Here is a 24,566-nt window from a genome sequence, read left to right on the forward strand (position 1 = left end):
CCGATCCCACCCGGCGTCCCCGCAGGGGCACCCTCCACCGCCGGTTCGATGCTGCGGCCGCTCACCGCTCAGCCCGCGCGTACTGGCGCACCGCCAGCGGTACGAACACCGCCAGCAGCAGCGCGCACCAGGCCAGCGACCCCGCCACCGGGTGCGCCATCGGCCAGGCCGAGCCCTCCGGCGCCGGCGCGTTGCCGAACAGGTCCCGCAGCGCCGTCGCCACCGCGCTGACCGGGTTCCACTCCGCCGCCGTGCGCACCCCGTCCGGCAGTCCCGCCGTCGGGATGTACGCGCTCGACAGCAGAGGCAGCAGGAAGGTCGCCCCGCCCAGCTGGCCGGCCGCCTCCTCGTTCCGCGTCAGCAACCCCAGGCAGATCCCGGCCCACACGCACGCGAACCGGAACAGCAGCAGCAGGCCGAAGCCGCCCGCCGCCGCGAGCGCGCCGCCCTCCACCCGCCAGCCGACCGCGAGCCCCACGAGCAGGAACGGCACCGCCCCGGCCGCCGTCAGCAGCACGTCCGCGACCGCCTGCCCCGCCGGCACGGCCGCCCGGCTCATCGGCAGCGTGCGGAACCGGTCCGTCACCCCGCGGTGCGCGTCCTGCGCCGACTGGAACATCCCGGTCATCACGCCGCCCGCCGCCGTCGCCACCAGCAGCCCCGGAACCAGGAACGAGCGGTACTCGGACCCCGGCACGGCGAGCGCACTGCCGAAGACGTAGCCGAAGAACAGCAGCATGCTCACCGGCATCGACTGGGTGAGGATCAGCAACCCCGGGTTGTTCCGCGCCCGCCGCAGCTGCCGGCCCAGCATCGCGGCGCCGTCGTACGCCAGCGTGCTCATGCCGCACGCTCCTCGTCGTCGCAGGAAGGGGCCGCCGGGTCCGCGGGCGGCTCGGTCAGCCGCAGGAAAACGTCGTCGAGCGTCGGTGGTCTGAGGCTCGCGTCGACGAGCGGCACACCCGCAGCGTCCAGCGTGCGCACGAGGTGCGGGAGGGTCAGGGTGGGGTCCCGGGTGACCGCGGCGACCGCGAGCCGCTCCCGGTCCAGCGAGGGCCGCGACCCGGTGAGCCGGTCCAGCACCCCGGCCGCCGCCTCCAGCGTGGTGCCGTCCGCCACCACCACCTCCGCGTGCGAGCCGATCAAGGCCTTCAGCTCCGCCGGTGAGCCCGTGTGCGCGACCCGGCCCCGGTCGACCAGGGCGATGTCGTCCGCCAGCTGGTCGGCCTCCTCCAGGTACTGCGTGGTGAGCAGCACCGTCGTGCCCTCGCCGGTCAGCTCCCGGACCACGTCCCGGATCAGGCCCCGGCCCGCGGGGTCGAGACCGGTCGTCGGCTCGTCCAGGAACAGCACCTCCGGCCTGCGGACCAGGCTCACCGCCAGATCGAGCCGGCGTCGCATGCCGCCCGACCAGGTGGACGCGGGCCGGTCGGCTGCCTCCGTCAGCCCGAACCGGTCCAGCAGCTCGCCCGCACGCGCCGCCACGTCCCGCGCGCGGTGCAGCCGGGCGAACAGCCGCAGGTTCTCCCGGCCGGTGAGGTCCCCGTCGATCGAGGTGTCCTGCCCCGTGACGCCGATCCGCCGGCGTACGGCGGCCGCCTCGCGCACCAGGTCCAGCCCCGCGACCCGTGCCGACCCGGCGTCGGGCCGCAGCAGCGTGGTCAGCAGCCGCACCGCCGTCGTCTTGCCCGCCCCGTTGGGCCCGAGCAGCCCGCACACCGTGCCCCGCGCCACCGCCAGATCCAGCCCCCGCAGGGCGTGCACGGCGCCGAAGCGCTTCTCCAGACCCTCACTAAGTACAGCGTACGTAGTAGTCATGGCGTGACCATACCGCACTACGTACGGTGTACGTAACTACGATGGTGAGCGAGGTGATGACCGATGGCGGGCCGAGCGGCCGAACCCCATGTGATCTGGGCGCGCCCCGAGCGCAGCGGCCGAGGGCCCAGGCCCGCGTACAGCCGTGCCGACATCGCGGCGGCGGCGGTGCGGATCGCGGACGAGGAGGGCCTGGACGCGGTCTCCATGCGCCGCGTCGCGGCCGAGCTGGGCTGCGGCACCATGTCGCTCTACAACTACGTCCCCCGCAAGGAGGACCTGCACGAGCTGATGGCCGACGCGGTCGCCGGCGAGCACGAGCTGTGGGAGCCCAGCGGGGACTGGCGCGCCGACATGCTGCGGGTGGCCCACCAGACGCGCGACCTGATGCACCGCCATCCGTGGCTGCCGCGGCTGATGTCACCGGTCTACGGCTTCAGCCCCAACGCACTGCGCTACCTGGAGCACTGCCTGGCCTGCCTCGACCCGCTGCCCGGCCCGCAGGGCGCCAAGATGGAGCTGATCGCGATGCTCAACGGCATCGTGACGACCTACGTCAGCAACGAACTGGCCACCGCCGAACGCACCCGCTCCCTGCCCTGGTCGCAGGAACAGGAGAACGCGGTCCGCATCGCGTATCTGCAGTCCCGCATCGCGACGGGGGAGTACCCGAGGATGGCGGCGACGTTCATGGAGGACCCGGGCCCGATCGACCTGGAGGCGGTCTTCGAACGGGCCCTCACGCGGGTACTGGACGGCTTCGACCCGCAGCGCTGAACCCTGCGGGGCGGGACCGGGTTCTTCACGGGCGGCGCCTCCGGCCGCCGGGCGGCTTCGTCCCCGGGTGAACGCCCCGTGTGCGGAGGATGCGCGGGCCGTGCCGCGGCTCACGCGGGCGGAGCGCGTGACGGGCGTTGCCCTGACGGCGTGTGATCCGTGCCCCGGGGGACGGGCGACGGTGCCGCACCGCCCTGTGCACCGACGGTGGCGGTTCCTCGGGACGCTCTCGCGGACAACGGCGCCGAGCCGCACGGCGCCGCCGTCTGTGCCGGGCGGCGCCGAGTCGGCAGCGCCGTCTCGCACCCCGCGCGGGCGGTGGCGCCCACCCGCCCGCTCACAGCAGTGCGAGCTGGCCCTCCGGGCCCTCCTCCCGGGTGTCCAGGACCGAGGCCGGGCGGCGGGTCCAGGCTGGTGCGGGCAGGACGCCCGCCGCGCGCAGGTCGGACCGGCCGACCGGCGCCGGCGAAGTCCCAATCAACTCGTCGCGCAGCGGGCGAAGTTCGGCGAGGAGGGTGAGTACCGTGACCAGTTCCAGCAGCTCCGACGTCCAGGTCTGTGGCCAGGCGGCCGGACGGATCGCTTCCAGGGCGCCCGGCTCGGCCGGTGCCGTCCGGGACGCGAACCACTCCTCCAGCACCCGCACCCCGCCCGACTCGAACTCCCACGCCTCCACGGGCACCGGGGAGACGCGGCCCTCGCCCAGCAGCAGCGCCTCCTGGTCGCGGTCGTAGGCCGGCGCGGGCGGACGGGACGGCAGCGGGGCGCGGACGTACGGGCGGCGGCCGCCGGGGAGTCTGGGGCGATCGCCGTCCCTGCGCATCAGCCACAGCATGCGGCGGCCCAGCGCCACGCCCCGCCGCCAGGTGTCGGGGTCGCCGGTGAGCGGCACGGCGAGCCCGTCCGGCGAGGGACGCGCCACGGCCGTCGCCCAGGCGAGGACGTCGACGGGGGAGACCTCGAGCCCCAGCCGGGCGGCGAGGTGGTCCGTCAGACCGGGGGCCAGATTGGGCTCGGCGGCGCCCGGACGGCGGTACAGCGGGCGGATCCGGCCGGTGCTCAGGACCGGGAAGAGGGAGGTCGCCAGCAGCGGCGGTCCTTCGCCGGCCGTCTCGACGGCGAAGATCTGGCGGTCGTCCGCCACCCGCCACAGCTCCGGCCGGGGCGCGTCGATCAGCCGCTGGTCGGGGATCAGCCACTGCTCGTCGAACGGTCCGCGCAGCACCCGCACCGGCTCCGGGCACGGCCCCGTGGCGCGGGCCAGCCGCTCCGTGCCGCCGTCCTGCCCGGGAAGCTGCCCGACCGCCGTGTGCGGGGTGCGGGACCGCGTCGGGCGGAACAGGGCCTCGCGGTCCGCGCCCTCGGCCTTCACCAGGGCGTCCCAACGGGCCCTCAGGGACGCCGCGTCGGGGGCCGCCGGCCACGCCCGGCCGAGCCGCGGCGGTGCGACGGACCACGGCATGAGGTCCGCCAGCAGCGGAGCGTCGTCGTGCGTCACGCTGGGCATCGTACGACCTGCCGACGGGGACGGATCAGGTGGCGTCCAGGGTCACCGTGAAGGAGAAACGGTCACCCCGGTAGTGGATGACGGCCACGTCCAGCGCCTTTCCCGTGGAGTCGTAGGTGACGCCCGTGTAGTGCAGGATCGGGCTGAGTAGCGGGACCCGGAGCAGCCGCGCCGTCTCCGGGTCCGCGAGCCGCGCCTCCACGGTGTCCGTGATGCGGCTGATGTCCGCGCCGACGACGTCCCGCAGCACCTTCGTCATCGGCCACCGCACCAGATCCTGGGGATCGATCCGCCCGGCCAGCTCCGGACGGACGTAGTTGCGGGCGTGGTTGGTCGGCTCGCCGGTCTTCTCGTCGCTGCGCAGCCGGTGGTAGGCGGCCGTCTCCGCCAGGTCCGGGAAGTGCTCGGCGAGTTCGGACGGCACCGGCGCCGGACCGTGCTCCAGCAGCTCCGTCGTCATGCCGGACTGCTGGGCCACGATCGCGTCGACCGAGCCCAGCAGCCGCACCGGCGCGCCCCGCCGGGCGTCCGGCTCGATGAACGTGCCCCGCCGCCGGTGCCGGGTGATCAGCCCTTCGTCCTCCAGCTCCTTCAGCGCCTGCCGCATGGTCAGCACGCTCACCCCGTAGTGCCCGGCCAGCTGCTCCTCGGTGGGCAGGCGCAGCGGGTCGTGCGGCGAGCGGCCGAGGATCGAGGCGCGCAGCGACTGCGACACCTGATACCAGAGCGGCAGCTTGCGGTTGAGGACGATCGAGTCCGGGGCGAAGGAGGTCACGCGCTATCCGTACCGGTCGGAGAACGGTCAGTGCAATGGCCGGAAGTGACGCTCGAGGCCCTGCCACACGTCGTCGTACCCCTGCTGGAGGTGCTCCGCCCGTGCCGCCTGGGGGGTGAGGGACACAGGCCAGCGGGTCTCGAACATGAAGGCGAGGCCGTCGTCGATCTTCTGCGGCTTCAGCTCCGCCGCGCTCGCCCGGTCGAACGTCTCCCGGTCCGGGCCGTGCGCCGACATCATGTTGTGCAGCGAGCCGCCGCCCGGCACGAAGCCCCCCTCCCCGGCCGTCTTCGCGTCGTACGCGCCCTCGATCAGGCCCATGTACTCGCTCATCACGTTCCGGTGGAAGTACGGCGGCCGGAACGTGTCCTCGCCGACCAGCCAGCGCGGTGCGAACACCACGAAGTCCACGCCCGCGAGGCCCGGCGTGTCGCTCGGGGAGGTCAGCACGGTGAAGATCGACGGGTCCGGGTGGTCGTACGAGATGGTGCCCATCACATTGAACCGGCGCAGGTCGTAGGCGTACGGCACATGGTTGCCGTGCCAGGCGACGACATCCAGCGGGGAGTGGTCGTAGGTGGCCGCCCACAGGTTGCCGCAGAACTTGTTCACCACCTCCACCGGGCCCTCGACGTCCTCGTACGCGGCGACCGGGGCGCGGAAGTCCCGGGCGTTCGCCAGCCCGTTGGCACCGATCGGGCCGAGGTCGGGCAGCCGGAACGGCGCACCGTAGTTCTCGCACACATAGCCGCGGGCCGTCTCGTCCAGCAGCTCCACACGGAACCGCACCCCACGCGGGATCAGTGCGATGTGTCCCGGCTCCACATGCAGCATGCCGAGCTCCGTGCGCAGCAGCAGCCCGCCGCGCTCCGGCACGATCAGCAGCTCACCGTCGGCGTCGCTGAACACCCGCCGCATGGAGGCGTTGGCGTGATACAGGTGCACCGCCATGCCGCTGCGCTGGGTCACGTCGCCGTTGCCGCCCAGGGTCCACAGGCCGGCCAGGAAGTCCGTGCCCTCGGCCGGATCCGGCAGCGGGTCCCAGCGCAGCCGGTTGGGGTCGGGCACCGTCTGGGCGAAGGGCGCCGAGCGCAGCGCGCCGTTGCCCGTGCGGGTGAACGCCGGGTGCGCGGCGGAGGGACGGATCCGGTACAGCCACGAGCGGCGGTTCTCCGCCCGCGGCTCGGTGAAGGCCGACCCGCTCAACTGCTCCGCGTACAGCCCGAGCGGCGCACGCTGCGGGGAGTTGCGGCCCACGGGCAGGGCGCCCGGCACCGCCTCCGAGCTGTGCTCGTTGCCGAAGCCGGAGAGGTGCTCCAGACCTTCGGCGATCTTGCGCGCCTCCTCGCGTTCCGTCGCGCCGCCGCGGGCGGTGGCCCCGTCGCTCATGTCCGCTGCTCCCTTGCACCGAGCCGATTCCTATGGGACACCGTAGGATTGCGGTTACCCGGGCGCAAGGGCGCCGCGCGGTCTCCTTCCGGAGCCGGAGCTCCCCTCCCCTTCGCGGAGGACCAGGAACCAGACTCCAGGGGGATTCGCGCGTTCGGACCGCTGTTCTACGCTCCCCGGCATGACGTGGAGACGGAGGACGGTCATCCCCGCGCTCGCGGTCTGTGTCGTCGTGCCGGCCGGACCCGCGGGCTGCGACACCCCGGGCGGCCGGGGGTCCGGCGAGGTGTCGTCCTCACCCGTGGGCCGGCTCCTGGACGAGCGCGCCGAGGACGGCAGCCCCTACCGGGAGGTGGACGAGGAGGGCGCGCCCCGGGTCACCGTGGAGGTCGCCCCCGACACCGAGGGCGGCTGGGACGTACGGCTGCGGGTGCGCAACTTCCGCTTCTCGCCCGACGGCACGGGCCGCCGCGCCGAGCCCGGCCGCGGCCTGGCCCGCCTGGAGGTGAACGGCCGCCGCGTCGCCGTGCTGCGCACCCCCGAGTACCACCTCGCCCCCGGCGCCTTCCCGCGCGGCACCCACCAGGTCACCGCGCGGTTGTACGCCGACGACGGGTCCGTGTGGGCCGTCGACGGCGAGCCCGTGGAGAGCACCGCCGACATCACCGTCTCCGGGCAGGAGCCGACCCCGGACCAGAGCGTGGCGCCGCTCGCCGCCGGGCCCGGTTCACCGGAAGGACCCGGGCGGGCATGATGAGGGCCGTGTCCCACACGCCATCGCTCCGCCGGGCGCCGGTGCAGCGGCGCAGCGCCGAACGGCTGGCCAGGATCCTCGACGCCTGCGCCGGCCTCCTCGACGAGGTCGGCTACGACGACCTGAGCACCCGCGCGGTCGCCGAGCGCGCCGGGGTGCCCATCGGCTCCGTCTACCGCTTCTTCTCCAACAAGCGTCAGATGGCCGACGCGCTCGCCCAGCGCAACCTGGAGCGCTTCACCGACCGCGTCACCGAACGGCTGTCCGCCGCCGGCGACCGCGGCTGGCGGTACGCCATGGACGTCGTGCTCGACACGTACCTGGACATGAAGCGCACCGCCCCCGGCTTCTCCCTCGTCGACTTCGGCAACCAGATCCCCGTCGGAGCACGCCGGGCCGAGCCCAACCACCGCGTCGCCGACCGGCTCACCGCGCTCCTCTCCGGCCACCTCGGCCGCCCGGCCGACGACGACCTGCGCCGCATCTTCCTGGTCGCCGTGGAGACCGCCGACGCCCTGGTCGACCTGGCGTTCCGGGTGGCGCCCGAGGGGGACGAGAAGGTCGTCGCCGAACTGCGCGCGCTGCTCCGGGCGTACCTGGCCCGGGTCCTGGACTGACCCCGGACCCGCCCGGTTCCCAGCACGCCCTCCCCTCCGTGCGTACCGGTCGGTATGCTCGGCCCGTCCGTGCGTCACCGCCGCCGTACCGGGAGGACCCGTGTCCCGCACCGCCCTGCGTATCTGCCCCCTGTGCGAGGCCACCTGCGGCCTGGTCCTCACCGTCGACGACGGCAAGGTCACCGGCGCCCGCGGCGACCGCGACGACGTGTTCAGCAAGGGCTTCGTCTGCCCCAAGGGGGCCGCCTTCCCGGAGGTGGACTCCGACCCCGACCGGCTGCGCACCCCGCTCGTCCGCGTCGACGGGGAACTGCGCGAGGCCACCTGGGAGGAGGCCTTCGACGCCGTCGCCGCCGGACTGCGCGGCGTCGTCGAACGGTACGGCCCGCACGCGGTCGGCGTCGTCCTGGGCAACCCCAACGTCCACACCATGGCCGGCGCCCTCTACCCGCCCCTGCTCATCGGCGGACTCGGCACCCACAGCCTCTTCACCGCCTCCACCGTCGACCAGATGCCCAAGCACGTCTCCAGCGGGCTCCTCTTCGGCGACGCCAACCTCATCCCCGTGCCCGACCTGGACCGCACCGGCCATCTGCTGCTGATCGGCGCCAACCCCCTCGAGTCCAACGGCAGCCTCTGCACCGCGCCCGACTTCCCCGGCCGGCTCAAGGCGCTCAAGGCGCGCGGCGGCACCCTCACCGTCGTCGACCCGCGCCGCACCCGCACCGCCCGCCTCGCCGACCGGCACCTCGCCGTCCGCCCCGGCACCGACGCGCTGCTGCTCGCCGCGGTCGCCCGCACCCTCTTCGACGAGGACCTCGTCGACCTCGGGGCCGCCGCCCTGCACATCGAGGGCGTCGCCGAACTCTCCGACGCCCTCGCCGATTTCACCCCCGAGGCGGTCGCCGAAGCCTGCGACATCGACGCCGCCGTCATCCGCACCCTGGCCCGCGAGCTCGCCGCCGCGCCCACCGCCGCCGTCTACGCCCGCATCGGCAGCTGCACCGTCCCGCACGGCACCCTCGCCAGCTGGCTCGTCGACGTCCTCAACGCCCTCACCGGCAACCTCGACCGGCCGGGCGGCGCGCTCTTCCCGCAGGCCGCCACCGACAGGACGCCACGCCCCGCGGGACCCGGACGCGGCTTCGCCCTCGGCCGCTGGCACTCCCGGGTGAGCCGCCACCCCGAGGCCAAGGGCGAGCTGCCGCTGTCCGCCCTCGCCGAGGAGATCGACACCCCCACCGAGGAGGGCGCCCCGGTCCGCGCCGTCGTCGCCGTCGGCGCCAACCCGGTGCTCTCCGCGCCCGACGGCGACCGGCTGGACAAGGCGCTCGCCTCCCTCGACTTCATGGTGAGCGTCGACCCGTACCTCAACGAGACCTCCCGGCACGCGCACGTCGTCCTGCCGCCGCCCCCGCCGGCCCAGAGCCCGCACCACGACTTCGCGTTCAACACCCTCGCCGTACGCAACCAGGTCCGCTACACGCGCCCCGCCGTGCCCCTCGAACCCGGCCGCATGGCCGAGACCGAGATCCTCGCCCGGCTCGTCCTCGCCGCCACCGGCATGCACGGCGCCGACCCGTCGGCCGTGGACGACCTGGTGATCCGGCAGACCCTGGGCAAGGCCGTCGGCGAACCGCACTCCCCGGTGCACGGCCGCGACCCGAAGGAACTCGCCGGCCTGCTCACCGGAGACAACGGCCCCGAACGGCGCCTCGACCTGATGCTCCGCCTCGGCCCTTACGGCGACGGATTCGGCGCCGACCCCGACGGGCTCACCCTGGAGAAGCTGCTCGCCCACCCGCACGGCATCGACCTCGGACCGCTGCGCCCCCGCCTGCCGCAGCCGCTGAAGACCCGCAGCGGCAAGGTGGAACTGCTGCCCGGCCCGATCGCCGCCGACCTGCCCCGGCTGCGGGCCGCCCTGCGCGAGCGTCCCGACGGACTCGTCCTGGTCGGCCGCCGCCATCTGCGCTCCAACAACAGCTGGCTGCACAACGTGCCCGCCCTCACCGGCGGCTCCAACCGCTGCACCCTGCACCTCCACCCCGACGACGCCGACCGCCTCGGCGTACGGGACGGGCAGCCCGTGCGGGTCAAGGGGGCCGGCGGAGAGGTGACCGTCCCCGCCGAGGTCACCGACGCCGTGCGCCGCGGCGTGGTGAGCCTGCCTCACGGCTGGGGCCACGACCGGCCGGGCACCCGCACCCGGCACGCCTCCGCGAACCCCGGCGTCAACGTCAACCAGCTCCTCGACGGCAGCCTTCTCGACCCGCTGTCCGGCAACGCGGTGCTCAACGGCGTGCCCGTCGAGGTGTCCCCGGAGCACGCCGAGGAGCCGGAAACGGTCACCGCGCTGACCTGAGCAAACGCCTGACCTGGGGTTTTGCGCTTATTGCTCACGGTCTCACGTCTTGTTGACGCGGCCCGGGCGTACCTAACGTCGTCACACCGCCGGCCCCTCGCCGGAAGTTCAAGGGCGAACGTTAGGTGTCCCATTCATGCTGACCATCCTCGGCTTCGCCATGATCGCGACCTTCCTGGCGCTGATCATGACGAAGAAGATGTCGCCGATCGCGGCGCTCGTGCTGATCCCCGCGCTGTTCTGCGTGGCCGTCGGCAAGGGCGCCCACCTCGGCGACTACGTCATCGACGGAGTGTCCAGCCTCGCCCCCACGGCGGCGATGCTGATGTTCGCGATCGTCTACTTCGGCGTCATGATCGACGTCGGACTCTTCGACCCGGTCGTGCGCGGAATCCTCCGCTTCTGCAAGGCCGACCCCATGCGGGTCGTCGTCGGCACCGCCGTGCTCGCCGCGATCGTGTCGCTGGACGGCGACGGCTCCACCACCTTCATGATCACCGTCTCGGCGATGTACCCGCTGTACAAGCGGCTGGGGATGAGCCTGGTCGTGATGACCGGCGTCGCCGCCATGGCCAACGGCGTCATGAACACCGTCCCCTGGGGCGGCCCCACGGCCCGCGCGGCCACCGCGCTGAAGCTCGACGCCGCGGACATCTTCGTCCCGATGATCCCCGCGCTGCTGGTCGGCCTGCTGGGCGTCCTCGGTCTCGCCTACCTGCTGGGGCTGCGGGAGCGGAGGCGGCTGGGGGCTCTGCGGCTCGACGGGGAGTCGGTGGAGACGAAGGAAACGGTGCTCGTCGGTGCGGGTACGAGTGCGGGTGCGGGTGGCGGAGGTCTCGAGAAGCGACCCGTCGCGGGTGGCGGCGGCGCCGACGACGTGGACGACGACAGGGACGGCGGGGACGACGACGGGGACCTCCTCAAGGGCCTCGACCCGAACCGCCCCACCCTGCGGCCGCGCCTGTACTGGTTCAACGCGCTGCTCACCGGCACCCTGATCACGGCGATGATCCTGGAACTGCTGCCCATCCCGGTGCTGTTCCTGCTGGGCGCCGCGCTCGCCCTCTCCGTCAACTACCCGCGCCTGCCCGACCAGAAGGCCCGCATCGCGGCCCACGCCGACAACGTCCTCAACGTCTCCGGCATGGTCTTCGCCGCCGCCGTCTTCACCGGCGTCCTCCAGGGCACCGGCATGGTCGACCACATGGCCGGCTGGCTGGTGGACACCGTCCCCGAGGGACTGGGCCCGCACATGGCCCTCGTCACCGGCGTGCTGAGCCTGCCGCTCACCTACTTCATGTCCAACGACGGCTTCTACTTCGGCGTCCTGCCCGTGCTCGCCGAGGCCGGGGCGGCCCACGGCGTCACCCCGCTCGAGATGGCCCGCGCCTCCCTCGTCGGCCAGCCGCTGCACATGTCGAGCCCGCTCGTCCCCGCGGTGTACGTCCTCGTCGGCATGGCCCGGGTCGAGTTCGGCGACCACACGCGGTTCGTGGTCAAGTGGGCGGTACTGACGTGCCTGTTGATCCTCGCGGCCGGGATCCTCTTCGGCACGATCTGACCACGCGCGCCTCGACCCTGCGTCTTCGGGAGGACTTCGTCATGACGACCGGCGGGAACCGCGGCTGGCTGCTCCGGCTCGTCATCGCTTTCGCCTTCGCGCAGGCGGCGGTGTCGATGGCCCGGCCCGCCGTCTCCTACCGGGCGCTGGCCCTCGGGGCGGACGAGCGGGCGGTCGGCGTCGTCGCGGGTGTCTACGCACTGCTGCCGCTGTTCGCCGCCGTCCCGCTCGGCCGGCGCACCGACCACGGCCGCTGCGCGCCGCTGCTGCCGACGGGCGTGGTGCTGATCTCCGCGGGCTGTGCGCTCAGCGGCGTCGCCGGGTCGCTGGGCGCCATGGCGCTGTGGAGCGGGGTGATGGGCCTCGGACACCTGTGCTTCGTCATCGGCGCGCAGTCGCTCGTCGCCCGCCGGTCCGCACCGCACGAACAGGACCGCAACTTCGGTCACTTCACCATCGGCGCCTCGCTGGGGCAACTCGCCGGGCCGGCCGCGGCGGGCGCGCTGATCGGTGCGGACATGGCCCGCACCAGTGCGGTCGCCCTCCTCGCCGCGGGCGCGGGCGGCGCCGTCGCACTCACCTCGCTGTGGCGCATCGAGCAACCGGAGGCGGTGAAACCCCGTTCGGCGCGGGGCGACCGGGTGCCGGTGCGGGGCATCCTGCGGGCGCGGGGCGTGCCGGCGGGCATGCTGATCAGCGTGGCGGTGCTGTCGGCGACGGACATCCTCACCGCGTACCTGCCGGTGGTGGGCGAGCACCGGGGGATCGACCCTGCGGTGGTCGGCCTGCTGCTCAGCCTGCGCGCGGCGGCGACGATCGCCTGCCGGCTGGTCCTCACCCCGCTGCTGCGGCTGCTCGGCCGACGGGCCCTGCTCACGGTGACGTGCCTGCTGGCGGCGCTGCTGTGCGCCGCGGTCGCACTGCCGCTGCCGGTGCCGGCACTGGCGCTCGTTCTCGCCTCCCTCGGCTTCTGCCTGGGTGTGGGCCAGCCGCTCTCCATGACAACGGTCGTCCAGGCCGCCCCCGCCGCCGCCCGCTCCACCGCCCTGGCCCTACGCCTCACAGGCAACCGCCTGGGCCAGGTCGCGGCCCCTGCGACGGCGGGCCTGATCGCCGGAGTGGCGGGCGTGGCGGCCCCCTTCGCGATGCTGGGCGCGTTGCTGCTGGCGTCGGCGGGGGTGGCGATACGGACCCCGTCGGGGCCGGCTCCGGAGAGCGCCGCGGCGGACGCGGCCGCGGGCGACGGGCCCGGCCCGCGCGGGTCCGCGCCGGACCGGCATCCCACGGACGGGGGGAGCCGCTGCGAGGCGCGCCGCCCGCGGTGAGGCGCCTGGGCCGGTTCGGCCGCCCCCGCAGCCGAAGCGGCTCGACGTCCGACGGCGGCGGGTCGGACCGACCAGGGGAGGGGTGGGGACCCTGCCCTCAGGCCCCCACGCGGTCCGCCGTGCCGAATGATTCCCTCCGGTTTCTCACCAGGCGGACGGGACGTCCCGATCGCGTCCGTCGTCTTCCCCGGCCGCCTACTTTCCGTTAGCTTCCGTGACTCACACGCCCCGTACGACCCGCACGGGGCGTCCGACCGCGGAGCAGCAGCGCCCTGATGAGCCCCCGGGGGCACTTTCATGACACGCGCCATCACCCTGCACGACGTGAGCAAGTCCTACACGCGAGGTGCTCGCGTGGTCGACCGGCTGTCGCTGGCCATCACCCCCGGCGAGTTCCTCGTCCTGCTCGGTCCGTCCGGCTGCGGCAAGTCCACCGTGCTGCGCATGATCGCGGGCCTGGAGGAGATCGACGAGGGGAGCCTCTTCCTCGACGGCGAGTACGCCAACGACCTGCCCCCGTCCGAGCGGGACATGGCGATGGTGTTCCAGAACTTCGCCCTGTACCCGAGCATGACCAGCCGGGACAACATCGGCTTCCCCCTCCGCATCGAGGCCCCAGGCGACGACCCGTCGCCCAAGGTGGACGCCACGGCCCGGATGCTGGGCATCGAGGACCTCCTGGACCGTTTCCCCGCCCAGCTCAGCGGTGGTGAGCGTCAGCGCGTGGCGATGGGCCGGGCCATCGCCCGCCGCCCCTCCGCCTTCCTGATGGACGAGCCGCTGTCCAACCTCGACGCGAAGCTCCGCAACCACGTCCGCGCGGAGATCTCGCAGCTCACGCAGCAGTTGGGGGTCACCACCGTCTACGTCACCCACGACCAGTCGGAGGCGATGTCGCTCGGCGACCGGGTCGCCGTGCTGCGCGGCGGCGTCCTCCAGCAGGTCGGCACGCCCCGCGCGGTGTATTCGCTCCCCGAGAACGTCTTCGTCGCCGCGTTCATCGGCACCCCGCGCATCAACCTCCTGCGCGGCCTGGTCCGCGCCCCGTTGGACGGCGCGATGACCGTCAGCCTCGGCAAACAGTTCCTGCGGCTGCCCGAACCGCTGTCCCTCGACCACCAGTTGCTCCGGGTGCAGCAGGGCCGCGAGGTCATCGTGGGCCTGCGTTCCGAGGCCGTGCGCATCGCCAAGCCGTCCGCCGCGCGCCCCGGCGAGGTGCCCCTCACCGGTCTGGTGGAGCACCTGGAGTTCCAGGGGCACGAGGTGCTGGTGCACTTCAACACCGGCTCCCGCCCCGCCGTCGTCCCCGAACTGGAGGCCCCGCGCCCGGCTCCCGGCCGCCCGGGCGTCCGGCGTCGCCGCCGCGAGGGCGGCACGGTGCTGGAACGCCTCCGGGAGCGCGCGGGCGCCCTCCGGGCCAGCCCCGTACGCACGGGCGCCGTGGCCACCCTGGACGGATCCGACCGCCCGGACCCTGGCGACACGGCCTCCGCGCCCGCCTCCGCCGAACCCCGCCTCCCCGGCGACCTCATCGTCCGCACCACGCCCGACATCCGCCTCCGGTACGGCATGCAGGTGCCGCTTCTGGTCGACCTCGCCCACCTCTTCGTCTTCGACCAGCACGGTCAGAGGATCTGCCCCAGCCCGGACCGCCTGCCCGACCTGGAGGAGTGAGCGGCGGCACGCGGCCGACCCTCTGGCGCGGAAAAACTAACATCGCTAGTTTAGGTGTCCGCACAGGACGCCCCCGCCCCGGAGGAACCGCGATGAAGGCTTACGACGGCATGTACATCGACGGCGCCTGGCGCCCCGCCGCCGGCCCCGACGTGATCGAGGTCGTCGGCCCGGCGGACGAGCAGGTGATCGCCACCGTTCCCGCGGGCACCGTAGAGGACGTCGACGCCGCCGTGCGCGCCGCCCGTGCCGCCCTCCCGGCCTGGGCCGCCACCCCGCCCGCCGAGCGCGCGGCCCGCCTCGCCGCGCTGCGGGACCAGCTGCACGCCCGAAGGGACGAGATCGCCGCGACGGTCACCGCCGAACTCGGCGCACCCGAGAAGCTCTCCCAGGCCGTCCACGCCGGCGTGCCGGTCGCCGTCGCCGGCTCGTACGCCGAGCTGGCCGCGACGTACGACTTCGAGGAGAAGATCGGCAACTCGACCGTGTACCACGAACCGGTCGGCGTGGTCGGCGCGATCACCCCGTGGAACTACCCGCTGCACCAGATCGTCGCCAAGGCCGCCCCCGCCCTCGCCGCCGGCTGCACGATCGTGGTGAAGCCCGCCGAGAACACCCCGCTGGTCGCCCGCATCTTCGCCGAGTGCGTGCACGAGGCCGGCGTCCCGGCCGGTGTGTTCAACCTGGTCACCGGTCTCGGACCGGTGGCAGGACAGGCGCTCGCCGAGCACCCGGACATCGACCTGCTGTCCTTCACCGGCTCCACTGCTGTCGGCCGCCGGATCGGCGCGATCGCCGCCGGCATGGTGAAACGGGTCGCCCTGGAACTCGGCGGCAAGTCCGCCAACGTCATCCTGCCCAGCGCCGATCTCGCCCGCGCCGTGAACGTCGGCGTCGCCAACGTGATGTCCAACTCCGGCCAGACGTGCAGCGCCTGGACCCGCATGCTGGTCCACCGCGACCGGTACGACGAGGCGGTGGAGCTGGCCGCGGCCGCCGCCGCCAAGTACGCCGACCGCATCGGCCCGCTCGTCAGCGCCCGGCAGCGGGACCGGGTGCGCGGGTACATCGAGAAGGGCGTCGCCGAGGGCGCCCGCCTGATCGCGGGCGGCCCCGAGGCCCCGCGCCCGCAGGGCTGGTACGTCAGCCCCACCGTCCTCGCCGACGTCACCCCGGACATGACCGTCGCCCAGGAGGAGATCTTCGGCCCCGTGCTGTGCGTACTGCGCTACGAGGACGAGGAGGACGCCCTGCGCATCGCCAACGGCACCGTCTACGGCCTGGCCGGAGCCGTCTGGGCCGGTGACGAGGCGGAGGCCGTCGCCTTCGCCCGCCGCATGGACACCGGCCAGGTCGACATCAACGGCGGCCGGTTCAACCCGCTGGCCCCGTTCGGCGGTTACAAGCAGTCGGGCGTGGGCCGCGAACTCGGCGTCCACGGCCTGACCGAGTACCTGCAGACCAAGTCCCTCCAGTTCTAGGGAAGCCGAGACCCTCATGTCCGTACGAGCCGCCGTTCTGCCCGCCGTCGGCGCCCCGCTGGAGATCACCGGCGTCGACCTGCCCGACCCCGGACCCGGTGAGGTGCGTGTCCGCCTCGCCGCCGCCGGGGTGTGCCACTCCGACCTGTCCCTGTCCGACGGCACCATGCGCGTGCCCGTCCCGGCGATCCTCGGCCACGAGGGCGCCGGCACCGTTGTCGCCGTCGGCGAGGACGTCACCCATGTCGCACCCGGCGACGGCGTCGTCCTCAACTGGGCGCCCTCCTGCGGAGCCTGCCCCGCCTGCGGGCGCGGCGAGGTGTGGCTGTGCGCGCACGCCCTGGACGGGGCCGCCCGCGTGCACGCCCGCCGCGCCGACGACGGCACCGGCCTGCACCCGGGCCTGAACGTGGCAGCGTTCGCCGAGGAGACCGTGGTGCCCGGCGCCTGCGTGCTGCCCGCCCCGGACGGCGTCCCCCTCACCGACGCCGCCCTGCTGGGCTGCGCCGTCCTCACCGGCTACGGCGCGGTCCACCACTCCGCCCGCGTCCGCGAGGGCGAGACCGTCGCCGTGTTCGGCGTCGGGGGAGTGGGCCTCGCCGCACTCCGGTCGGCCCGGATCGCGGGCGCCGCCACGATCGTCGCCGTGGACGTCTCCCCCGAGAAGGAGGAACTGGCCCGCGCGGCCGGCGCCACCGAGTACGTCGTCGCCTCCGACACCACCGCCCGCCAGATCCGCGCCCTCACCGGGAAGCAGGGCGTGGACGTGGCGGTGGAGTGCGTCGGCCGGGCGAGCACCATCCGCACCGCCTGGGAGTCCACCCGGCGCGGCGGACGCACCACGGTCGTCGGCATCGGCGGCAAGGAGGAGAAGGTCTCCTTCAACGCCCTGGAGATCTTCCACTGGGGCCGCACCCTCGCCGGCTGCGTCTACGGCAACTCCGACCCCGCCCGCGACCTGCCGGTCCTCGCCGGGCACATCCGCTCCGGCGCCTTCGACCTGGGCGCCCTGGTCACCGAGCGGATCACCCTGGACGGCATCCCGGCCGCCTTCGACACCATGGTCGCCGGCAAGGGAGGCCGCGCCCTGGTCGTCTTCTGAGCCACGCCGGTGCGGACGCGCCCCGGGGGCGCGGGGAACCGCGCGAGCAACCCCCGGGGTGCCGCACCCGCCGTCGGGTCGCGGACGGGCGGGCATGCCGGGCGCACGCCTTGGACCGACCGGCGCCGGGTGCACCGGCGTCTCAGCGCAGCGCCGCCGTGTCGATGCCCAGGAGGTCGGTGAGCGCCCGCTCCCCGGGACCGGTCACCTTCACGGCCCGGCCCGAGCCGATCCGTACGCACCAGCCCTGGTCCAGGAGGTGACGGCACAGGGCCGCACCCGCCGCTCCCGCCAGGTGCGGGCGGCGTTCCGTCCAGTCCAGGCAGGCACGGGCGAGCGGACGCCGGCCCCGTCGGTCGAGGTCCGCGCCGAGCGCGCCGAACCAGTCCAGTCCCGCTTCGGTGAGAGCGAACCCGGTGTCCTGGCGCAGGAGTCCGCGCGCGGTGAGGGCGTCGGTGACGGCGATCCCGAGCCGTCCCGCGAGATGGTCGTAGCAGGTGCGGCCGCGTGCCATCGCGGAGTCCGCGCCCGACTGCCGCAGCCCGCGCGGCCTTTCGGCGGCGTCCGGGGCGATGTGCGCCGTGAGGTCCTCCACGAGCTGGGCGACCCGGGCGTCCGCCAGCCGCACGTACCGGTGCCGGCCCTGCCGCTCCTCGCTCAGCAGCCCGCCGCCGACCAGCTTGCCCAGGTGCTCGCTGAGCGTGGACGCGGCGACCCCGCAGTGCCGTGCCAGCTCACCCGCCGTCCAGGCCCGCCCGTCCAGCAGCGCGAGCAGGCACGCGGCCCGCGTCTCGTCCGCGGCCAGTGCGGCGAGGCGTGCGAGGGCGCCGGCCCTGGGGTTCTTGGAGGTCATGTCCTCCAGCATGCGGCAGGAACGGTTCGGCGGGTGCCGAACCGTGCGGGAGGGCGGACGGTGGCGTCCTCGGGTGCGTTCAGGGCCGGCGCCGGTCCGGCGAGCGGGGCGTCGGGGTCGCCCCCCAGGGGCGCGGGGAACTGCGCGAGCAACTGCCACCGCGCCGCACTGTGGACGAAAGCGCGGGACTCACGGTGCCGGTCGTGCCCCGCACGGCACGGTGGTGACGCGCCCGCCGTGCCTCGCGTGCGGCGCCGTTCGCCGTCAGACGTGCTGCCGTACCTGCTCGTACTGCAGGGCGAGTCCGTCCAGCAGGGCGGTGAGGCCCGTCTCGAAGGCGCGGTCGTCGATCTTCTCCTGCTGTTCCGCGAGGAGATGCGCCTGGCCGAGGTGCGGGTAGTCCGCGGGGTCGTAGGCGCTCGCGTCGCCCACGAAGCCGCCGGCGAACGAGCCGAGCGCCGAGCCCATGATGAAGTACCGCATCAGCGCGCCGATGGACGTGGCCTGCGCGGGCGGCCAGCCCGCCTCGACCATCGCCCCGTAGGCCGCGTCGGCCAGCCGCAGCGCCGCCGGGCGGCGGCCGGGGCCCCGGGCCAGCACCGGGACGATGTTGGGATGGTCACGCAGCGCGTCGCGGTAGGACACGGCCCAGTCGTGCAGCGCCGTCCGCCAGTCCCGGCCGTCCTCGAACATCGACAGGTCGACCTGAGCGCTCACCGAGTCCGCCACCGCCTCCAGGATCTCGTCCTTGGTGCGGAAGTGGTTGTAGAGCGACGGCCCGCTCACCCCCAGTTCGGCGGCGAGGCGACGGGTGGAGACCGCCGTCAGCCCCTCCGCGTCCACCAGCGCACGCGCCGTCTCCACGATCCGGTCGGTGCTGAGCAAGGGCTTGCGCGGTCGGGCCATGGCGCACATAGTAGGGCTGCGGTTCTAAACTAGCAGTGCTAATTTACTCGTACACGATCACGCGCGTCTCACATTCACATGGGGTGACTCGGGATGGACCTGGAGCTGAGTGACGAGCAGGAGGCGGTTCGCCGGCTCGCCCGGGACTTCGTACGGCGCGAGGTCACGCCGCACGCCGCCGCCTGGGACCGCGCGGAGGAGGTCGACCGGGGCATCGTGAAGAAGCTCGGCGAGGTCGGCTTCCTCGGGCTGACCATCGACGAGGCATACGGCGGGTCCGGCGGCGACCACCTCGCGTACTGCCTGGTCACCGAGGAGCTGGGACGCGGGGACTCCTCCGTGCGCGGGATCGTCTCCGTCTCCCTCGGGCTGGTCGCCAAGACGATCGCCGCGTGGGGGACCGAGGAGCAGAAGCGGACCTGGCTGCCCGGGCTGACCTCCGGTGAGCACGTCGGCTGCTTCGGGCTGACCGAGCCGGGCACCGGCTCCGACGCGGGCAGCCTCGCCACGCGGGCGGTGCGGGACGGCGACGAGTACGTCATCGACGGCTCGAAGATGTTCATCACGAACGGGACGTGGGCGGACGTGGTGCTGCTGTTCGCGCGCTCCACGGACGCGCCGGGTCACAAGGGGGTTTCGGCGTTCCTGGTGCCGACCGACACGCCTGGGCTGACCCGCCGTGCCGTGCACGGCAAGCTGGGGCTGCGGGGCCAGGCCACGGCCGAGTTGGTGTTCGACGGGGTGCGGGTGCCCGCGTCCGCGATGCTCGGAGAGGAGGGGAAGGGATTCTCCGTCGCCATGTCCGCCCTGGCGAAGGGGCGGATGTCGGTCGCGGCGGGCTGCGTCGGGATTGCCCAGGCCGCGCTGGACGCGGCGGTGGCCTACGCGGGGGAGCGGGAGCAGTTCGGCAAGCCGATCGCGGGGCACCAGCTGGTCCAGGAGCTGATCAGCGACATCGCCGTCGACGTGGACGCGGCCCGGCTGCTCACGTGGCGGGTCGCCGATCTGATCGACCGTGGGAAGCCGTTCGCCGTGGAGTCGTCCAAGGCGAAGCTGTTCGCCTCGGAGGCGGCGGTGCGGGCCGCGAACAACGCCCTTCAGGTGTTCGGCGGGTACGGCTACATCGACGAGTACCCGGCGGGGAAGCTGCTGCGGGACGCCCGGGTGATGACGCTGTACGAGGGGACGAGTCAGATACAGAAGCTGGTCATCGGGCGGGCGTTGACGGGGGTTTCGGCGTTCTGAGGACCGGGCCGGCGAACTGAGTACGGTGTGAGTATCTCGGCGGATGTGGCGGCGGCCACATCCGCCGATCCTGTTCCGCATGAGCGAGACACCGGTCAAGCAGCAGAGCACGGCGGCCTTCTACGGTCAGGCCGTGGCGTCCTTCGCGCTGGCCCTCGGGGCCACCGCCGTCGGCATCTACAACCTGGAGACGGACGCGTGGGTCCGCGGCTTCCTGAGCATCGCGGTTCTCTACCTGGTCACGTCGGCCTTCACCCTGGCCAAGGTCATCCGTGACCGGCAGGAGGCGGGACAGATCGTGAACCGGGTCGACCAGGCCCGCCTGGAGAAGATGCTGGCCGACTACGACCCGCTGCAGAAGCTGTGAGGGTGTGAGTGCGGGTGCGGGTGTGCGTGCGGGTGCGCCTACGGCGGGTGGGTGGAGCGGGGGCGGGGCAGGGGTGGACGTCCTCGGTCCGGCGCGAGAGTGCGTCTCGAGAAGCCCGGGGCGACGGACGCGCCGGCCGCTGCGGGCGCCCACCCCTGCCCCGCCCCCTCCCGGCCGCGGGCGGCAACACCGACGCGGGGGTGCGGGCACACGCCCCGCCACCCGCGGGCATGCGTGCCGCCAGGGCGGCACGGGTGGGCGCGGCGGCACCTCGTCGGCGCCGCGCTGCGCGGACTCCGCCCGGCCCGCACCGACGCCGTGCGTAGTCCACCTCGAAAACGCCCCCAGGGCACGCTAAGCGCTCGCTCACCCTTGCCGGTAGGATGGCGACCCTGTCAGCGAATGGGGTGAGCGATGAGTACGGCGGAGGAGACGGCCGGCGGTGAGACGCAGCCGTGGGGTGAGGTCACGCCCGACGCGGCCCGGCGACTGCTGCTCGCCGCCGTGGAGGCCTTCGCGGAGCGCGGCTACCACGCCACGACGACCCGCGACATCGCGGGCCGCGCCGGCATGAGCCCGGCCGCGCTCTACATCCACTACAAGACCAAGGAAGAGCTGCTCCACCGGATCAGCCGGATCGGGCACGAGAAGGCGCTGGACATCCTGCGCACCGCGTCCCGCAGCGAGGGCACCGCGACCGAGCGGCTCGCCGACGCGGTCAGCTCCTTCGTCCGCTGGCACGCGCGCGGCCGCACCACCGCCCGGGTCGTGCAGTACGAGCTAGACTCGCTGGGCCCCGACGCCCGCGCGGAGATCGTCGGTCTGCGCCGTCAGGTCGACGCCGAGGTGCGCGGCATCATCGAGGACGGCGTCCGTTCCGGCGAGTTCGACGTCCCGGACGTGCCGGGCACCACGCTCGCCGTGCTGTCCCTGTGCATCGACGTCGCCCGCTGGTTCAACGTCGACGGGCCCCGCACCCCGGAGGAGGTCGGCGCGCTCTACGCCGACCTCGTGCTCCGCATGGTGGGGGCCAAGAACGCCGGGCCCGCCTAGAGGTAGTAGCGGGCCACCGACTCGGCCACGCACACCGGCTTGTCGCCGCCCTCGCGCTCCACGGTGAAGGCGGTGGCCACCTGCACCCCTCCCGGGACCTCGTCCACGGCGCTGATCTTCGCCGTGGCGCGCAGGCGCGAGCCGACCGGCACGGGGGCCGGGAAGCGCACCTTGTTGGTGCCGTAGTTGACGCCCATCTTCACGCCCTCGACGGACAGCAGCTGCGGGCCGAACAGCGGCAGCAGCGACAGCGTCAGGTAGCCGTGCGCGATGGTCGTGCCGAACGGGCCCGCCGCGGCCTTCTCCGGGTCCACGTGGATCCACTGGTGGTCACCGGTGGCCTCGGCGAACAGGTCGATCCGCTTCTGGTCGATCTCCAGCCAGTCGGTGTACCCCAGCTGCTCGCCCACCGCCGCCTTCAGGTCGTCGACGGACGTGAAGATCCTCGGCTCTGCCATGTCCCGGCCTCTCGCGTCACGTAGTCGCAGGCGCATCCGCGTGCGCATGCCTAAGCAACTGCTTAGCATGGTCGGCCGTGGGGTCCCTGTCAACGGACGGGCCGCCGGACGGGGCCGGTAGGCTTCGAGGAGTGCACCGGATTCCAGAGAAGATCCACGAACTCACGGTCGGGCAGCTCTCCGCCCGCAGCGGCGCCGCCGTGTCGGCCCTGCACTTCTACGAGTCCAAAGGGCTGATCCGCAGTCGGCGCACCTCCGGCAACCAGCGGCGCTACACCCGTGACACCCTGCGCCGGGTCGCCTTCATCCGCGCCGCCCAGCGCGTCGGCATCCCGCTCGCCACGATCCGCGAGGCCCTCGCCGAGCTGCCCGAGGAACGCACACCCACCCGCGACGACTGGGCGCGGCTCTCCGAGGCGTGGCGCTCCGAACTGGACGAGCGCATCCGGCAGCTGAACCGGCTGCGCGACCACCTCACCGACTGCATCGGCTGCGGCTGTCTCTCGCTGGAGGGCTGCGTGCTGTCCAACCCCGACGACGCCTTCGGCGAGCGCCTCACCGGCTCCCGGCTCATGGCGGAGAGCAGCCGGAGGAAGTCCGGCGAGTGAAGACCGGCGGGCCGCTCTCCGCGGCCCGCCCGTGCCTCACTCGTACTCCGTGCCGCCCTTGCGGGTCAGGTACGCCGGGCTCACCGCCTTCGCGATGGCCCGGCCGCCCGTCACCGGGCTGTGCCGCTCGGTCACCGGGCGGATCACCACGCCCTCCCGTATGTGCAGCTCCCTGCCCGACACCGTCTCCCGGCCGCCGGCCAGCTCCAGCACCCGCTCGCTGTCGTACGGGCCGGTCCAGAGGCGGGGCACCAGCGGCAGACGGCCCTCGAGGAGTTCCGCCGCGTCCAGCCAGCGCACCTGGCCGTCGATCTCCGCGGACACGTCGAACACGGCGTACCCGAGCGTGTCGCGCCGCCCGTCCACGCCGTACGACAGGTCCTGCACGCCCGCGCCGTACACCTCTCCGAAGACGCCGACCCGCCGCGCGCCCAGCCGGGCGGCGAGCTCGGCGGCCACCTCGGCGACGCCGTGGCCGCGCACCGCGCGCCAGTACAGGTTGCGCGGGTCCTCCCGCAGGGCGAGGGACTTCGATCCGAAGCCCTTGGAGGAGACGTGCACGCGGTCCTCGTCCGCGGCGTACGTCAGCAGGCAGGCCGTGCCGTGCAGCTTCTCCGTGACCACGACGGGTTCGCCGGGGGAGAAGATGCCGGGGTGGCGCTGGAGGTTCTCGATGTCGACCCAGGGCAGCAGGGCGGGCGCGGACTCCACCTCGCCGCTCATGGTGGGCGGGACCGGTGGCACCCACTTGGTGTTGCCGAGCAGCTCCGCGAAGTCGGTGCCGTCCGCGGCGGCCCGCACCAGATCGACGTCCGCGAGCGCCTTCGGGCGGCACACGATGCCCTGCGACAGCTCGCCGCGCAGCCGGACCGCCTTGACCCGGTCGTGGTTCCGGCCCGCCAGCCGGCCGGTCAGGCCCAGCTCGTCGATCAGGGCGGGCGGCAGCACGGACTGCTCGGGGACGTACACCGCGGCGTCGCCCGTGTCATAGGCGCCCTTGGCGACGACGGCCCGGTACAGGCCCACCTGGGCCAGCTCCAGGGCGTCGGCGTGCGGATGCGGGTGGACGGTCAGGATCTCGGCGGTGACGCGCAGCGTCGACATCGGGACGGCTCCCAAGGGTTCTCAGAGGGGTTTCATCGGCCCCACTGTCCTGAGAACAAAACCGTGGAACGACCGGTTTAACGCCTGCTACCGTCCCGGGGCGCGGGGGGTGCGGCATCCCTGGCGCGCACCCCCGTGCCCCCGTTGCTCGTCACCGTCGCCGGCTGTCGCCGGCCGCTCCCGCCGTCCTCGTCGTCCGCCGGTTCAGGCGGAGACCAGCAGCCTCGCGCGGCGGGACTCCGCGAGGGCCGCCGGGGTCAGCACGGGACGCGGGACCAGGATGCCGCACTCCGTGCACACCGGCCCCGACGAGGGCTCGTGATCCAGGTCGTGACGCCAGACCAGCCGTGCCCCTCCGCACACGGGGCAGGACGAGCCCGGCTCACGCTCCAGCGCGGCGATCAGCCGCCGCAACACCTCGGCCAAGGGCTCCCTCGGGTGCACCCGCGGGTCGTCGCACCAGGCGACCCCGAAACCTCCCCAGGTCATCCGGTGCCAGTCGTCCACACTGCCCGGCCTGCGCAGACCGTCGTGCTTCTCCTTCCTGCGGCGCTCGGCGAACTCCACCTCGTACGCCAGCCAGACCGCCCGGGCCTCCTCCAGCTCGTCCAGTGCGGCCACGAGCCGCGCCGGGTCGACGGAGCGGTCCTCGGGATCGAACCCGGCCCGCGAGCACAAGTGGTCCCAGGTCGCGCGGTGCCCGTACGGGGCGAACCGCTCCAGGCACTTGCGCAGCGAGTAGCGCCGCAGCGCCAGATCGCACCGGGGATCTCGGACCTGTCTCGCCAGACTCCGGAAACCGGCCATCGTCCTGCACCTCCGTCACA

23 protein-coding genes are annotated in these 24,566 nt (G+C 73.7%); 13 read left to right on the plus strand and 10 right to left on the minus strand.

Features of this window, described 5'->3' with window-relative positions; all coding sequences use genetic code 11:
* Window positions 1–61 precede the first annotated feature (61 nt).
* Both ELQ39_RS25685 and ELQ39_RS25690 read right to left on the minus strand, forming a co-directional pair.
* Window positions 62–844, minus strand: a complete 783-nt coding sequence (locus tag ELQ39_RS25685; protein WP_225641777.1) for an ABC transporter permease — start codon at window positions 842–844, stop codon at window positions 62–64.
* Window positions 841–1,818 carry an ATP-binding cassette domain-containing protein gene (locus ELQ39_RS25690; RefSeq protein WP_190004036.1) on the minus strand — a complete coding sequence of 326 codons (978 nt, stop codon included), beginning with the start codon at window positions 1,816–1,818 and terminating at the stop codon, window positions 841–843. Before ELQ39_RS25690 ends, ELQ39_RS25685 begins: the two co-directional genes overlap by 4 nt.
* A 63-nt stretch (window positions 1,819–1,881) precedes the next feature.
* Here ELQ39_RS25690 and ELQ39_RS25695 point away from each other — a divergent pair, with 63 nt between their 5' ends.
* Complete coding sequence (locus tag ELQ39_RS25695; RefSeq protein ID WP_190004037.1) at window positions 1,882–2,595, plus strand: TetR/AcrR family transcriptional regulator; 714 nt, start codon at window positions 1,882–1,884, stop codon at window positions 2,593–2,595.
* A 337-nt stretch (window positions 2,596–2,932) separates the two neighbouring features.
* On the opposite strand, the gene ELQ39_RS25700 is transcribed toward ELQ39_RS25695, so the two are convergent.
* The 3 genes from ELQ39_RS25700 to hmgA are packed head-to-tail and all read right to left on the minus strand — an operon-like array spanning window position 2,933 to window position 6,266.
* A complete protein-coding gene (locus ELQ39_RS25700) occupies window positions 2,933–4,102 on the minus strand; it encodes a type ISP restriction/modification enzyme (RefSeq protein ID WP_242594187.1) in 1,170 nt (389 codons plus the stop codon).
* A 25-nt stretch (window positions 4,103–4,127) separates the two neighbouring features.
* On the minus strand, window positions 4,128–4,877 hold the full coding sequence (locus ELQ39_RS25705; protein WP_190004039.1) for a GntR family transcriptional regulator: 750 nt from the start codon (window positions 4,875–4,877) through the stop codon (window positions 4,128–4,130).
* A 27-nt stretch (window positions 4,878–4,904) separates the two neighbouring features.
* The gene (gene hmgA, locus ELQ39_RS25710) at window positions 4,905–6,266 is read right to left on the minus strand and encodes a homogentisate 1,2-dioxygenase (protein ID WP_242594188.1); all 1,362 of its coding nucleotides are present in this window, start codon (window positions 6,264–6,266) and stop codon (window positions 4,905–4,907) included.
* Window positions 6,267–6,447: 181 nt separating this feature from the next.
* Between hmgA and ELQ39_RS25715 the strand changes: the two genes are divergently transcribed.
* The 8 genes from ELQ39_RS25715 to ELQ39_RS25750 all read left to right on the plus strand — a co-directional run bounded on the left by ELQ39_RS25715 (window position 6,448) and on the right by ELQ39_RS25750 (window position 17,145).
* Entirely contained in the window at window positions 6,448–7,020 is a 573-nt protein-coding gene (locus ELQ39_RS25715; RefSeq protein ID WP_242594189.1) for a hypothetical protein, read from the plus strand.
* The gene (locus tag ELQ39_RS25720) at window positions 7,020–7,637 is read left to right on the plus strand and encodes a TetR family transcriptional regulator (protein ID WP_190004312.1); all 618 of its coding nucleotides are present in this window, start codon (window positions 7,020–7,022) and stop codon (window positions 7,635–7,637) included. Before ELQ39_RS25715 ends, ELQ39_RS25720 begins: the two co-directional genes overlap by 1 nt.
* A gap of 100 nt (window positions 7,638–7,737) precedes the next feature.
* On the plus strand, window positions 7,738–10,002 hold the full coding sequence (locus ELQ39_RS25725) for a molybdopterin oxidoreductase family protein (RefSeq protein WP_242594190.1): 2,265 nt from the start codon (window positions 7,738–7,740) through the stop codon (window positions 10,000–10,002).
* A 136-nt stretch (window positions 10,003–10,138) separates the two neighbouring features.
* Window positions 10,139–11,563 (plus strand): CitMHS family transporter, encoded by a 1,425-nt coding sequence (locus ELQ39_RS25730; protein ID WP_242594192.1) that lies wholly within the window; start codon window positions 10,139–10,141, stop codon window positions 11,561–11,563.
* Window positions 11,564–11,604: 41 nt separating this feature from the next.
* Entirely contained in the window at window positions 11,605–12,888 is a 1,284-nt protein-coding gene (locus tag ELQ39_RS25735) for an MFS transporter (protein WP_242594194.1), read from the plus strand.
* A 297-nt stretch (window positions 12,889–13,185) separates the two neighbouring features.
* Window positions 13,186–14,562 (plus strand): ABC transporter ATP-binding protein, encoded by a 1,377-nt coding sequence (locus ELQ39_RS25740; protein ID WP_242594196.1) that lies wholly within the window; start codon window positions 13,186–13,188, stop codon window positions 14,560–14,562.
* Window positions 14,563–14,654: 92 nt separating this feature from the next.
* Window positions 14,655–16,043, plus strand: a complete 1,389-nt coding sequence (locus tag ELQ39_RS25745; RefSeq protein ID WP_242594198.1) for an aldehyde dehydrogenase family protein — start codon at window positions 14,655–14,657, stop codon at window positions 16,041–16,043.
* 16 nt (window positions 16,044–16,059) lie between these two features.
* A complete protein-coding gene (locus ELQ39_RS25750) occupies window positions 16,060–17,145 on the plus strand; it encodes a zinc-binding dehydrogenase (protein WP_190004047.1) in 1,086 nt (361 codons plus the stop codon).
* Window positions 17,146–17,287: 142 nt separating this feature from the next.
* Here ELQ39_RS25750 and ELQ39_RS25755 read toward each other — a convergent pair whose 3' ends face one another.
* Together ELQ39_RS25755 and ELQ39_RS25760 are read right to left on the minus strand one after the other, a co-directional pair.
* The gene (locus tag ELQ39_RS25755) at window positions 17,288–18,010 is read right to left on the minus strand and encodes an ArsR/SmtB family transcription factor (RefSeq protein WP_242594200.1); all 723 of its coding nucleotides are present in this window, start codon (window positions 18,008–18,010) and stop codon (window positions 17,288–17,290) included.
* A gap of 252 nt (window positions 18,011–18,262) precedes the next feature.
* Window positions 18,263–18,904 carry a TetR/AcrR family transcriptional regulator gene (locus ELQ39_RS25760; protein WP_225627507.1) on the minus strand — a complete coding sequence of 214 codons (642 nt, stop codon included), beginning with the start codon at window positions 18,902–18,904 and terminating at the stop codon, window positions 18,263–18,265.
* Window positions 18,905–18,997: 93 nt separating this feature from the next.
* On the opposite strand from ELQ39_RS25760, the gene ELQ39_RS25765 reads away from it, so the two are divergent.
* From ELQ39_RS25765 to ELQ39_RS25775, 3 genes are all read left to right on the plus strand, one after another.
* Complete coding sequence (locus tag ELQ39_RS25765) at window positions 18,998–20,149, plus strand: acyl-CoA dehydrogenase family protein (protein ID WP_190004050.1); 1,152 nt, start codon at window positions 18,998–19,000, stop codon at window positions 20,147–20,149.
* A 79-nt stretch (window positions 20,150–20,228) separates the two neighbouring features.
* Window positions 20,229–20,516: a YiaA/YiaB family inner membrane protein gene (locus tag ELQ39_RS25770; RefSeq protein ID WP_048459099.1), complete on the plus strand. Its 288-nt coding sequence runs from the start codon at window positions 20,229–20,231 to the stop codon at window positions 20,514–20,516.
* Window positions 20,517–20,930: 414 nt separating this feature from the next.
* Window positions 20,931–21,569 (plus strand): TetR/AcrR family transcriptional regulator, encoded by a 639-nt coding sequence (locus ELQ39_RS25775; RefSeq protein ID WP_242594202.1) that lies wholly within the window; start codon window positions 20,931–20,933, stop codon window positions 21,567–21,569.
* On the opposite strand, the gene ELQ39_RS25780 is transcribed toward ELQ39_RS25775, so the two are convergent.
* Complete coding sequence (locus ELQ39_RS25780) at window positions 21,566–22,027, minus strand: MaoC family dehydratase (RefSeq protein ID WP_190004052.1); 462 nt, start codon at window positions 22,025–22,027, stop codon at window positions 21,566–21,568. The genes ELQ39_RS25775 and ELQ39_RS25780 overlap by 4 nt on opposite strands.
* Before the next feature lie 131 nt (window positions 22,028–22,158).
* Here ELQ39_RS25780 and soxR point away from each other — a divergent pair, with 131 nt between their 5' ends.
* On the plus strand, window positions 22,159–22,635 hold the full coding sequence (gene soxR / locus ELQ39_RS25785) for a redox-sensitive transcriptional activator SoxR (RefSeq protein ID WP_190004053.1): 477 nt from the start codon (window positions 22,159–22,161) through the stop codon (window positions 22,633–22,635).
* Window positions 22,636–22,671: 36 nt separating this feature from the next.
* On the opposite strand, the gene ELQ39_RS25790 is transcribed toward soxR, so the two are convergent.
* Together ELQ39_RS25790 and ELQ39_RS25795 are read right to left on the minus strand one after the other, a co-directional pair.
* Complete coding sequence (locus tag ELQ39_RS25790) at window positions 22,672–23,739, minus strand: RNA ligase (ATP) (RefSeq protein ID WP_242594204.1); 1,068 nt, start codon at window positions 23,737–23,739, stop codon at window positions 22,672–22,674.
* Between the two features lie 204 nt (window positions 23,740–23,943).
* The gene (locus ELQ39_RS25795) at window positions 23,944–24,546 is read right to left on the minus strand and encodes a hypothetical protein (RefSeq protein ID WP_190004055.1); all 603 of its coding nucleotides are present in this window, start codon (window positions 24,544–24,546) and stop codon (window positions 23,944–23,946) included.
* Window positions 24,547–24,566: the final 20 nt, after the last annotated feature.

This window comes from Streptomyces sp. GB4-14 (genome assembly GCF_022696125.1).
GTDB classification, from domain to species: Bacteria; Actinomycetota; Actinomycetes; order Streptomycetales; family Streptomycetaceae; genus Streptomyces; species Streptomyces werraensis.